General features: G+C 52.6%; 10 protein-coding genes. 3 read left to right on the plus strand and 7 right to left on the minus strand.

Going from position 1 to position 12742, the window contains the following annotated elements; all coding sequences use genetic code 11:
• Positions 1-19: 19 nt before the first annotated feature.
• Together N24_RS14790 and N24_RS14795 are read left to right on the plus strand one after the other, a co-directional pair.
• Positions 20-1252 (plus strand): MFS transporter, encoded by a 1233-nt coding sequence (locus N24_RS14790; RefSeq protein WP_096458794.1) that lies wholly within the window; start codon positions 20-22, stop codon positions 1250-1252.
• Between the two features lie 15 nt (positions 1253-1267).
• A complete protein-coding gene (locus N24_RS14795) occupies positions 1268-2275 on the plus strand; it encodes a serine hydrolase domain-containing protein (RefSeq protein WP_096458797.1) in 1008 nt (335 codons plus the stop codon).
• Positions 2276-2285: 10 nt separating this feature from the next.
• Here N24_RS14795 and N24_RS14800 read toward each other — a convergent pair whose 3' ends face one another.
• On the minus strand, positions 2286-3611 hold the full coding sequence (locus tag N24_RS14800; protein ID WP_096458800.1) for a M20/M25/M40 family metallo-hydrolase: 1326 nt from the start codon (positions 3609-3611) through the stop codon (positions 2286-2288).
• Positions 3612-3946: 335 nt separating this feature from the next.
• Here N24_RS14800 and N24_RS14805 point away from each other — a divergent pair, with 335 nt between their 5' ends.
• Positions 3947-5740, plus strand: coding sequence for a cytochrome b/b6 domain-containing protein (locus tag N24_RS14805; protein ID WP_096458802.1), 1794 nt, complete (start codon positions 3947-3949; stop codon positions 5738-5740).
• Positions 5741-6120: 380 nt separating this feature from the next.
• Here the strand turns inward: N24_RS14805 and N24_RS14810 are convergent, their stop codons facing one another.
• The 6 genes from N24_RS14810 to N24_RS16680 all read right to left on the minus strand — a co-directional run bounded on the left by N24_RS14810 (position 6121) and on the right by N24_RS16680 (position 12353).
• Positions 6121-7149, minus strand: a complete 1029-nt coding sequence (locus N24_RS14810) for an ATP-binding cassette domain-containing protein (protein WP_096458805.1) — start codon at positions 7147-7149, stop codon at positions 6121-6123.
• Positions 7140-7784: an energy-coupling factor transporter transmembrane component T family protein gene (locus tag N24_RS14815; RefSeq protein WP_096458808.1), complete on the minus strand. Its 645-nt coding sequence runs from the start codon at positions 7782-7784 to the stop codon at positions 7140-7142. The genes N24_RS14810 and N24_RS14815 overlap by 10 nt, the downstream gene beginning before the upstream one ends.
• Positions 7785-7787: 3 nt before the next feature.
• Entirely contained in the window at positions 7788-8540 is a 753-nt protein-coding gene (locus N24_RS14820) for a glycosyl transferase family 9 (RefSeq protein ID WP_096458812.1), read from the minus strand.
• A gap of 153 nt (positions 8541-8693) precedes the next feature.
• Complete coding sequence (locus N24_RS14825) at positions 8694-9512, minus strand: NADPH-dependent oxidoreductase (RefSeq protein ID WP_096458818.1); 819 nt, start codon at positions 9510-9512, stop codon at positions 8694-8696.
• 402 nt (positions 9513-9914) lie between these two features.
• Positions 9915-10823 (minus strand): nucleoside hydrolase, encoded by a 909-nt coding sequence (locus tag N24_RS14830; RefSeq protein WP_096458821.1) that lies wholly within the window; start codon positions 10821-10823, stop codon positions 9915-9917.
• 1398 nt (positions 10824-12221) lie between these two features.
• Positions 12222-12353, minus strand: coding sequence for a hypothetical protein (locus N24_RS16680; protein WP_269457470.1), 132 nt, complete (start codon positions 12351-12353; stop codon positions 12222-12224).
• Positions 12354-12742 lie beyond the last annotated feature (389 nt).

The following is a 12742-nucleotide window of genomic DNA, read 5'->3' on the forward strand; positions in this document are numbered from 1 at the left end:
ATCACCTAACCTAAAGTCCATGCACGCCTCGTCGCCGAGTCCCCAGCAGGATCCCGAGCAGGATCCCCAACCTCACCCCCAGCGCACCCGTGTTCTCAGTGGCCTAATTTTCGCTCAAATCATGGTCGGTGCATCCAATGGCGTGACGCTGTCGATGGGAAGTTTGCTGGCAGCTCACCTAGCGGGTGCTTCGTGGGGCGGGTCCGCTGCCACATTGACCACGATCGGCGCAGCTATCTTCTCAATTCCCCTTGCCCGCATGGTCTCCAGATACGATCGCCGAACGTCACTCAGCACAGGCATGTTACTCGGTTGCGTGGGCGCATTTTTAGCCATCATCGGCGCACAATTCGGCCTGTTTCCAGTGGTACTTTTGGCATTTTTGTTCCTCGGATCCATGTCTGCGGTCAACCTTCAAGCACGTTTCGCCGCAACCGACGTGGCTAGCGAAGAAACCCGCGGCCGCGACCTCTCGATCGTTGTGTGGTCCACCACCATCGGTGCAATCGCCGGACCAAATTTATTTGAACCCAGCGCCCGATTCAGCGAAACCCTGGGCCTCGAACAACATGCCGGCGCATACCTGCTGTGTCTATTTGGCCAGCTCATCGCCATCACAGTCTGGCGATTCACCCTCCCCAAAGGCCTCAAACCCGAAGCCACCCCAAATGCACCAACAGAAAAGAAGCGCCTCACCCCGAAAGCCCTCCAAGCCATCACATCGGTTGCAACCGCGCACTTTTCCATGGTCGGGCTCATGTCCATGGCCGCCATCCACATGCAAGGCCACGGCGCCAGCCTCACCATCATCGGCTTCACCATCAGCTTGCACGTCGCAGGAATGTACGCCCTCTCACCCGTTTTCGGCCTGCTCACTGACAAACTCGGCCGCAATTTCACCATCTTTTCCGGCTTCACCATGCTCGCCGCCTCCGCCGCATTGCTTCTTATCTGGCCCGAACCGCAGTGGGCCATGATCACATCCATGATCCTGCTTGGACTGGGCTGGAACTCCGCCCTCGTCGGTTCTTCGACATTGCTTGTCGACGCCACCCCCATCCACCACCGCACCTACGCCCAGGGGCGCAGCGACCTAACGATGAACCTTGCTGGAGCTTCAGGCGGGTTGATCGCCGGACCTTTGATTGCCATGGGCGGAATGCCCCTGTTGGCAGGTGTCGTAGTTGCAGTTGTGGTACTTCAAACAGTGCTTAGTTTGCGATCTGTGCAACCCGCAAACAACATCAATTAAGTACGCTGGCCAGGCATGAGACGTCACCCTCTGACAATCACTACACCAACAGCAGGAGATAGTGAACTTGCACAGTTATTGCTGGAAAATCTTCCACTCAACCGCAAAGTGTATGCCGCCTGTCTTGCAGTAAGTGGTCCGGGTGGTACCCGTATCGCTACCGTTGGGTGCAACCTTCACGACACGTTTCATATCGGTTCAGTAAGCAAAGCTCTCAATGGCTTGATCTATACCGACTTGGTCCAGGAGGGACTGATCTCACCGGACGATCGACTTGAAGATTTCCTCCCGTTGAGTGGCACAGCTGCAGGTTCGGTAACACTGGAATCATGCCTGACACATACCTCAGGGCTGCCTCCAACAGGTGGAGGATTCCGCTCTACATTACGAGCACTTTCCTCCGTGTTCACCGGCGGAGATCCACAGCCCGAGGATATCGATGATCTAATAGGTCAACTACGCCGTTCAGAACTAGAAAATACAGGTCACTTTAGTTATTCCAACCTCGCTGCCTCCGCATTAGGCCACGTGTTGGCTATAGCTGACGGCACTAACTATCCCGACTTGGTCCACAATCGACTAGCTCAACCGTTGAGTTGTTCACGACTACGGGCGCAAAAGCCGAAGGAACAAAATCTCCCACATGACCTCGACGCACTCACGGTCTGGAACACCCGACAAAAACCTTGGACTGGGCAAGGTTACGCACCCGCTGGCGTTATCAGGGGAAGCGCACAAGACTTCGCGACGATCCTCACAACACTTCTTAATGAGAACAATATCTACGACGACGCGTTTCGGATTCGCTACACCGATGAAACCAATTCCGTCGCCGCTGGCTGGATCATTGACCACGACAATGGTCGACCCATAGCTTGGCACAATGGTTTCGCATCCGGATTCGGTGCACACATGGTATTGGATCGGCAACGTCGCCACGGAGCGTTCATCTCTGTAATGACCCCGTGGCCTGACCCCGACATCGAAACAATCGCAATGAAGATATTGGATGTTGCACCATAAGATTATTCGCTTAGCTTAAGAATTCACGCACTACAGCGTCGTAGCCCCGGACAGTCAGTTCAAGATCTTCCAGGTAGAGAGCTTCATCGTGGGAGTGGAGTTGCCCCATTGCTTCCGCCAAGGTTCGTTCACGTGCATGAACTGCAAAACCATAACCAACACCGCCTAGTCGACGGCCAAAGCGCAGGTCAGAACCACCAGAGGAAATAATTGGGACCACAGGTGCATCGGGGAAGAAATCACCGAGAACTTTTTCCAAGGTCTTATACAACGTGGAGTCAGTTGGGCTCACCGTTGCTTCCTCAGAGATGAGGTGTTCAATTTCTACTTCATCGGCGAGATCGCCCAAAGCAGCACGCAAAGTGTCATCTACATAGTCGTTGGTTTGGCCTGGAAGAGTGCGGATATCTAATTCCAGGTATGCGTGCGATGGCAATACATTGATGGCTTGACCTGCACGAACCACCGTTTGGGCGATCGTGAGGTGCGATACCGCGTGGGCGAACCTAGCTAAGTCGCCGAACTCGGCGTAGGCCTCGGGGGAGGTGCCGTCGAAAAGCGCTTTCTCGGTTTCTGGGTCGAAGCGGTGAGCTTGGACGAAGCCTTGCCAGATATCGTCTTTGGCCACCTTTAAATCAGCAGCCGCAATGCGGCGGGCGACTTCACCGATTTTGACAATGGCGCTATCGCGGTCAAAGGGAATGGAACCATGGCCAGCATCGCCATTGACGTGGATACGGCGCTGAGCTGCACCTTTTTCACCAACATTGATCACTACGGCGTCGCTGCCATCACGGACTGGAAGGTGCGATCCGCCGGATTCGGAGAGGCAGTTTTTCCAGCTGAAGAGGTTTTGGTGTTCTTCGGAAAGCCACTTCGCACCAAGCCCGCCGCGCGCCTCCTCATCGGCCACGCCAACAAATGTCAGCGTGCCACGCAGGCCACCTTCGCGGGCTACTTGGCGGGTGACGGCCGCTTGGGTTGCGGTAATAAAGAGCATATCGACGGACCCTCTACCCCAAATCTGTCCATCTGAAATCTCCGCACCAAATGGATCTTTAGTCCATTTAGGCAGATCAACAGGCACAACATCGGTATGTCCAAGCAGTGTTAAAGGTTCTGCATCTGGATCACTTCCTGGAACTGTCACGATAATTGAGGTCCGGCCTGGACGCGGTTCCAGCTTGGTGATTTTAACGTTGGGGGTTCCTTCAAAGAAACGTTCCAGGCTTTCCGCGTTTCTAATTTCCTGACCTGAATCTGGGGTCAGATCATTCACGCAGGCGTTGCGGATAAGTTCCTGAAGGAGGGTGAGGGTTTCGTCGTAAAGCGTCATCTTTTTTCTTTCTAGTTTCGCGTTCATCGCCACTGTATCGAAGTTCCGGCTAACCGACGCCGGGTTCTGTCCGTTTTCCCTGGAGTTTTAGACCGTATCGTTCAATGCGTATAGACTATGCAGTCTAGTAATGTTTCTTCGAACACGCTAACCATGCACCAGCCCACATGACCTTCCAGCGTTCCCGATTCGAAGGCACCGCCCACCCAACACAACGTCACAGTATGAAACAAACCAGCTCACGATATGGAATTTCACCAAATGCGAACTACCCTAAATACCAAAGACAGACAGTGACAGCCCCTTCGAGAATGCAGCAAGAGACGACACCTCCCATGGACGGCACTTCGCCACAAAACAAAAATTCCACCACTCCCCCAGCGCCAGGAAACGCCATTCCTGCACCTGGAGGCGCTATTCCTGCACCCAAACCAACTGAGCAGGAGGCTGTGATTCCTCCAGTGACGGCAAATCCCCCAGCGCCGGGTAACGCCATTCCTGCACCCGGTGGGTCGGTCCCTGCGCCGGGTAGTTCTGTTCCCGCGCCGGGAGGTTCCGTTCCTGTGCCGGGAGCTTCAACACCGTCGATTCCTACAGCTCCGGGTGGTGCCGTTCCGGTTCCTGGTGGAGTAGTTCCTGCAGCTTCTGCCGTTTCAGCACCAGGTGCGCCTGGTTCAGCTGTTCCTACTCCTGGTGCTCCCGGTAGTGCAATTCCTACGCCAGGCAGCGCAGTCCCAGCTCCTGGCACTAGTGCTCCAGGTGCAAGTGTCCCTAGTGTCAGCGCACCAGGTGCGAGCATTCCAAGTATTCCTGTTCCCGGTTCAGCAACCCCACCCGCTCCAGGCATTTCTGCACCGGGAAGTACTCTTCCAACTCCCGGATCAACGCCACCTGCACCCGGAATTCCAGCACCTGGTATTCCTGCTCCAGGGATCCCCACTCCAGGTTCTGCACTTCCTGTGCCGGGAGCACCGGGAGCACCCGGAGCGCCATCAGCCCCAGGCGCGCCTGGCATCCCAGCACCAGGACTACCGACACCAGGAGTTCCATCAGCCCCAGGCGCGCCTGGCATCCCAGCACCAGGACTACCGACACCAGGAGTTCCATCAGCCCCAGGTGCACCAACCCAAACCGCTGCGCCCGCAAAGCCGGTTTTCCAAGATGCAGAAAAACGTCCTCGCACTGATGAGGCTGGAAATGCGAAGAAGGAACTACCGCTGCGAGTGAGGTTGGCCCAGCCGATTACTCGCAAGCAGTGGGCAATGACCCTTGGTGTGGTGGCATTAGGTGTGATTGTTGTTGCGGCGATCGCAGTGGCATTAACCAAGTGGGCGTTTACTACTGAATGGCTGCAAGAGTTTGTTCAGAAGTATCCAGGCAAGTATGACCTCCCCGAGGGGGCACCGGTTGGTATTCCCGCATGGTTGAGTTGGCAGCATTTCTTCAACATGTTCTTTATGGTGTTGATCATTAAGACGGGCATCGAGATCAACAGAACCCGCAGGCCAAAGGGTTATTGGACACCTAAGAAGGGTGGCAAGAAGATCTCGTTGACGTTGTGGATTCACCTTGTTTTGGATTTGTTGTGGATCATCAACGGTGCGATCTTCATTATTTTGCTGTTTGCTACGGGGCAGTGGATGCGCATTGTTCCAACCAGTTGGGATGTTTTCCCGAACGCCCTTAGCGCTGGGTTGCAGTATGTTTCTTTGGATTGGCCCACTGAGAACGGTTGGGCAAATTACAACAGCTTGCAGGAGCTGACGTATTTCTTCACTGTGTTTATTGCAGCACCGTTGTCGATTGTGTCTGGTTTCCGGATGTCCAGCTACTGGCCCAAGAACAACGCAGCGATGAACAAGTTGATCCCCATTGGTTTTGCGCGCGCGTTGCATATGCCAGTGATGGTGTACTACATCGTGTTTATCTGCATTCACGTGTTCTTGGTTTTCGCGACTGGCGCTCTACGCAATTTCAACCACATGTATGCAGGTCAGGATACTGTCAACTGGGTTGGCTTTGGTTGGTTTGCGGCTTCACTGTTGGTCATCATCGCCGGACTCGTGGCGTTGCGCCCAACGATCATTGCTCCGGTGGCAAAGATTTTCGGCCAGGTCACGGCCCGTTAAACGAGATCCCCTAAGGCTCTTCAGATGTAATTCTGAAGGGCCTTTTTAGCCAGGATTGAATGCACGAACTCCACACTTCGAGCTAGAGAACTCGCCGCCATCACATGCACCAAGCAAGTGAAAGAATATGCAAAAATTCGTTCGATTCCTGCGGTATGACCACATGTTTGTGGTGGATTTTTGCGTCAAAGTGAGGGAATGGTGCAAAAATTCGTTCGATTTAGGGCTTCACTCATGCTAGGTGGTCTGATCCTTGATCAGCTAACTTCCAGGTTTCACATCTGTCCCACTAGCCTCAAAATGAACACCCTCTAGAAGCGCTTTTAAGAGCCTAAACAGCCCTCGCCCACACTCTGGTCCATCTGGGAAATCTCGACGCCTTAAATCCCCAATTCTCGAACCTTTGAATATTCAGCTACTTCTGTCACGAAGGTTTCGTCATGGCAGGTCAGGATCAGCGCTCCCCCATTACCTAAGAAATCAGCAAAGCGCTGGTGGATGGCGTTTCGGCCACCGATATCAAGGCCAACGTCGGGTTCATCGGCAAGCAACACCTCCGGGTTACTCCCCAGAGCTGCATCGCATTGGGCAAGGCGGAGTTCACGTTGCGATAAATCCAGCGGGTGTTCTTCACTTTCACTTCCCGGTACCCACTGCGCCACGGTTGCATCAATCACCTGGTCGGCCGCATTTTGCAACATCAATTCGGTGCCGGGTTCATTGGCTAGGCTTCGCAGAAGTGTGGATTTTCCAGAGCCGTTGGGGCCTTTCAGCCACAGCACTTGACCTGTACAGACAGTGATATCCAAGGGACCGATTTGAAATTGTGGTTGGGGTTCGTTGAATTGCCACCAGCGTCGGCGCTGTTGTCCGCGGGTTCCTGTGATTGCTGAAAACGTTCGCGAAGTGCCGGAAAATTCCACGCGCCCCGGCAAGGATAGCTCCTCCAAATCCCCTAAATACACAGTCGGCGCATCCAGCCATGGTTTGTGCGCAGCAACAATGACATCGCCCTCATATGATTCCAACATTGTGATGAGTTGGGCTCGCGAGGAGGTATCAAGACCGGAGAAGGGGTCGTCGAGAAGCATCGTTGGAGCCTCTAAAATGGCGACGGTGCCGATCGCCAGCCGCCGTGTTTGCCCGCCGGATAGTTGCGTGGGCGCGCGGTCGAGCAGGCGTTCCAGGCCGAGCCCGATTTTTCGGACCCGTTCCCACATCTGCGCAGGTGCGATGCCGCGTTGTTCCAGCCCGAAAGCCAGTTCTTCGGCGACGGTCGCGCGAAGGTAGGTGATGTGCGCGCGTGGATCGGCAGTCAGCATCACTGCGCCGGGCGTTTCCCGATAGCGTTTTTCCAGTTCGCGCGTGAGCCCGGAGCCGGATGGGCCGACGATTTGCGTTAGAGCCACCAGGCCACCCCAATCGCTAAAAGGGGCAGCAACCAGCGACAATGCTTTTCGACGCGCCCCTCCACCACCTCAACCAACACCGTCCGCGGCCCCGGCTTGTCCAGCCCTGCAACCTCCAAAGGAATCGCACGTGCGGCACCGGCACTAAGTAAATGTGTGATCAGTGGCAAACCCACATACTTTACCGCGCGCACGGGACCTTTGATGCTGCGCCCGCGCAAAGCGTTGGCATCGCGGACCATCGCCAAGGTCTGTTTGCCCTGCGGAATCATCTGCAATGCAGAGCCGACGATATAGGCAAGCTTGGGCCAGCGATACAGGGATTTCACCAGCTCAGGAATAGTAATCGCTGTTGCCGCAAGGAGGAAAATGGACATCAATGCACTAAAACGAGCCGTCAAGGTAAGAGCAATCAACCAGCCGTCGGAAGAATACGGCATGTGAATCAGCGCCATCGATGCCAGCACGGGAATAGACAACAATGCCGTTGAAGCCAACACAGATACATTGCGCACCCGAATCATCGCTATGACCTGTGCGATGATCACCACAGCCAGACTTAAGCCAAGCCGATTAACACCCAGCACCACAATCCACATGCTGAATGCGCCAATGATCCATGTCAACGGATTCATGTTTTAGGCCGTTGCCTCCGAAATCCCCTTTGGAGCCAATGCCCTGGTCGTGCGCTTAGGCAACGACTTCACCACCACAAAAACAATGACCATGACAATTGCCTTATCCAAAGGATCTGAAATAAACGACTGCCAGGTTACCGATGCGAGCAAAGAATTACCCATCTCACGGAAGAGACTGACCACCGCGCCAGTTCCCACACCTGCGGTTCCGCCATACACAAACGCCGCAACCGGAGCAGCCACCGCACCTGTGATCAAACCAATAACAGCACCGGAGATGATGGTGATAAAGATGTTTTTAAACGCACCCTTTTTAATCACCATGCCGGTCAACCAACCAGTCAGCGCGGAACCTGCAGCAAACGGCAACGCCAGCGGATTGAACAACGCCCACACCACAGAACTCAACGCACCTGTTGCCAAACCAGCACTAGGACCAGCCAAAGCTGCCACCAACACGGTACCCACCGCATCCAAGTACAACGGAATGACAAAAGAACCAGTGACCTGGCCCAACAAAATATTAAGCACCAAAGCCACCGGAATAATCGCAATGGTCCTGGCTGGAAGCGTAGGTAACACACCAACCAACAATGCGATTGTGCCGGCAACATAACCCACCAGCGTGATCAAAGCTTCAGTGGAACCACCCACTGATTCCCAATCAGTAGGCCTAACCAACACCAAATACAGCCAGGTTGCAGCAATAAGAACAGCACCTACTACAACCGATATTTGAGACAAGCGTGACATAGTAATCCCCAAGAAAATCGTGGAACGCGAAAATAAGCCCAGTACTATGTCACCTCGTACCGGCGGAAACGATTTGAAAGTATATCGGACTCACGGACAATTCTTTGCATGGAGAGAGCACTTGATTGGGGGTTTGCGTCGATAAGCGTGCTTTTACCTCAGCCCAAACCCGGCGCGCTCAAGCACGCGCCTAAGGAACTGCCTGTTGGTTTTTGTAATGCTTTTCGATGCCGCCCTATGCGCCGTCTGCTTCGACCAGAGCTGGTGCTGGCCGTAGCGAGAATAGTAGGTGTCGAGGGCGTGGTCGTAGGAATCGATAAGTTCGAGGCTTTTCTCGGTGTAGGTATCCCAGTGAACAATGGCTTCTTGTGGCAGTCGAGGTTTAATTCCGGCAGGTTCAGACGGGTCCGCGTGCCCAATTTCCAGGCCCACGACAGGCACGATCTCAGGTGGAAGGCCAAGCAATTTCTGCACGGCTTCCGCATCGTTGCGCACAGATCCTAAATATAAAGTTCCCAATCCAAGTGACTCCGCAGCAATTGCAGCGTTTTGAGCTGCGATTCCGGCATCAAGGAAACCCAACGCGGCCTCATCTAAATAATTAAGAGCACCTGTTGGGAGATCTTCTCTGGCTGCCACTGCACTGGTTCGGGAATAGTCAATCAGCCAAATCAGAATCGCTGGGACCTGCTCAACGTGGTCAAACATCTGTCGAGTGATCTTGGCAAGTGCTTTCTTAGACTCAGGATCTTTGACCACGATGACTGAAATAATCTGCTTATTGGAGGAGGTTCCAGCTGATTGTGCTGCGGAAATGATGGTGCGGATGGTGTCATCATCAACCGGTTTATCCAGCCACCTGCGCACCGAGCGGTGTTGGTGGATAACATCGAGGGTTTCATTCCACTGCGGCGGTGTCCATGTTGCGGGTTGTCCGTAGCGAGCTGCTAAAAGTTCTTCAGGTGTGGGCATGTGTTCTTTCTTTGGCTGTTGACTTTGGTTTTAGGTGGTTTTAGATGCGCCCTAAGGTCTTTCGCGCTGGTGTGAGTAGGGTTTTCGGATGCTATTGAGGGGTCGACTCCGCAATACCAAACATACGTGCCAAGATTTCGAGTTTTTGAGGATTCTTGGCACGCCAGTCCGGTTTTGAGATCCGCAAACCAAACATACATGCCAAAATTTTGGGTTTTCGGGATTTCTTGGCATGCCAGTTTGGTTTCGCTTGCGTCCCGTCAAAATTTGACCAGAGGTGCGAAAAAAGTATGCCCCTAAAATCGCTTCTAAGAGCCTATTTAACACCAAGTGATACAAATACCCATCTGAAAAATTCAGTCGCTTAAACGGCGCGTATGGGGCGATAGTTAAAACCCGGGCTCACAATCGAACAGCTCTAAGAAGTTCTGCATGCGCAGCCTCGATATCTACCGAATCTACAAGGAATGCATTTGCCGGCTTGCCCCAATGTCCACGAATATCCGCAACGGTTGTGCCACGCATCAAGGGCGAATCAGCTTCCACATCCACGGTCGCTTCCCGGCCTGAAAATGGGATCGTATCCAAGGCAATCATGCAGGTTAGAAGATCATGGATTTGAGCGAGGTAGCCTTCGCCCTGCGCTTCGTGGAATTCAAAGTAAAAGCGCAACATCTCAGGTAAATGCTCTGCGATAGGTTGGCCGCCAAGCGTGTTGATAAGTGCAGAAAGGCCATCCGGGTTGAGCGTAAACTGCTCGGTCACGCCCAAGGAACACACCGTAATGGGCTTTTGGGCTGCCGCGAATGCTTCTTTAGCCCCATGTGGATCAACCCAAGTATTCCATTCTGCCGTTGGAGTGGTGTTGCCCGGATAAAGGTAGGTGCCGCCCATCAGCGTGACGTTTTCCACTGGTCCAAATTCCGCGAGGTTGGTGGCAGGGCCGGTGACAATCAGCTTAGTTTCTGGGTTGCTGAGGTGTTCTTTCCACAGCTGCTTCCAGTCACCCTGGGGAATTTCGACGTGACCTGGGTTTATATAACCAAGGCCATGGTCGCCGTGTGTTTCGGGAGTAGTCACTAGCGGCACGCGCTTTGGTTCAGGTTCCCCTGCGAGGACCGGAATGTCAGTCAATCCACACTGATCCAACACCCACCTGGTATTGATGGCGGTTTGTTTCACATCAACATTTCCTGCGGTGGTCGTTGCTCCAAAAAGTTGGATTTCACCACGTTCATGCAAAGCAGCCAGGTAGATCAGGGCGAGGGCGTCGTCGATGCCGGTGTCGCAGTCGATGAGAACAGGAATCATGTCTCACGAGCTTAGCGTTTTCTGGTTTTGGGGTTGGGTTCTAGTTGGGGTCTAGTGCTGGATAGGCTCCTTGGTGGGCTAACTGCCATAGCAGCCCATAAGGGGGAAAGAATGTGCGAAAATCCGTCTCTAACAAGGGGGGAAACCAGGGACGAGAAGCTGATCAGCAACCTTTCAGGTTTCACTTCTGCCCCACTGACCGCAATATGGGCACCCCTTAGATTCGTCCCTAAGCGCCCGAACGAGCCCCTTTTATCTTAGAGCCATACTGGGAACCCAGCCCCTTAAATCGCCTTCCACCCCTGATATGTAAGCCTCAAAGCCCTAATTCAACGAGACTTCATCGATATCGCTTGAGCCGAATTACCAGAAAGGAGATGCAACTCTACCTGCTTTGCGACTCAAGAATTACCATTTAATACACTGCTATCCATCAAACCAAGCTCATCACAGCCTTGCTTCGCAAACTCAGGATTTCCGAAAATACGAGCAACGGGAACAACTCCAACTACTGATTAGCGTTCTCATCTGTATCCCCTGCGCAGGATTAATCTCAGCACCATGAGAACTATCGGTGTCTTTCACCGTCACATGTACCCTTGTACCGGTAAAAAGTACAGTAAAGAAACCCGACACATAACGCCAAAGGTTTTCTTTAGCCCCAACCCTGACTTTACAGCCCCAGAGACACCCACTACTTTCATGCGAAAACCACCCTGCACACAGCAAGGTGGTTTCAGCGAGAAGTGCACAAGGCACTTAACTTAAGGGTGTACTGCACTGGTGAAAATCCTCAATCGTCTGTAACGACGATGATCTTCCAACCACAACCCATCCCTCATCCAACTCACTCACATTACCAACAATTGTCGTCAGTTGATGAGCTTGAGCATCTTTTCCGCTCACCCAAGCACCGACAATGAGCTCAAATCATCGAATACTTCTTAATCAATCTTCTTGTCTTTTTATGGCGAAATGGAGAGCTAGTGTTCGTCTTAACGAATAGGAAAAACCTGACACAATCATCCCCAGACCTAAAAGAAGGAACAAATTGAGGAAAATATATGATCCATCAAGAAATGATCCGAAGTAGAAAAACACGAGCAGACCTGACCCTATGTAGCAAAAATCTACCCAGCGCACGCGAAGAGGAACAAATAATAGCGGGATACCGGCTATGAGACCGCTGAAACCAGCTATATTCAAGAATACTCCAAGTCGATGTAAATTGGAGAGAATTTCCGGATTGCTAAGCTCAAGAACTAGTCCCACAACAAAGCTGGCAAACTCCAACAGTGGTAAATTCCACCATTTCACTCGATAAAGCTTGCTGTTTATAGTGACTGGATTTGCGTCATTGTGTTTCTCATATGAGTTTAAGAACAAAGATCCCTCTTTTCATTTAGTGCTGAGCTGCTGCTCAGGTGTGACCACCTGAAGCGCTTGCCCCTGTGCCACAGGCGCTATACCACCTGTGACAAGAAGTGCTGCAGCAATGATGCCTGCAGCCTTGGAAAAAGTTTCATTCACATGACCCTTTCGTTACTAGTTGATGTGAACAAACTGACCCTAACCCGAAAAAATCATAAGTTCTGTGAATAAAACCGGTATTCATGTATTTCCACCCCCGTTATAGTCATGGCAAACATCACATAAAAAAGGTAACTTTTGGCCACTGACTTTTGTGCCTATTCAGGGTATTTAATCAACTCCGTGAGCCAGCTCCACAAAGCACCTGAAACATGAGGTAATCAAGGTTTTATTGTTCAAGCAGTTCACAAAAAGACCTCTCACGGTGGACGCGATTAGAACAAACTCACTCCAGCATCATCCGCAAAATCAGACCGCCCCTTTTAATGTGATATCACTTTCTGTTAAACTGATATCACATTCTTTTCAGCCCCCACACTTAAAAGGAG

Origin of the sequence: Corynebacterium suranareeae (genome assembly GCF_002355155.1) — a bacterium.
In the GTDB taxonomy this organism is placed as follows: Bacteria; Actinomycetota; Actinomycetes; order Mycobacteriales; family Mycobacteriaceae; genus Corynebacterium; species Corynebacterium suranareeae.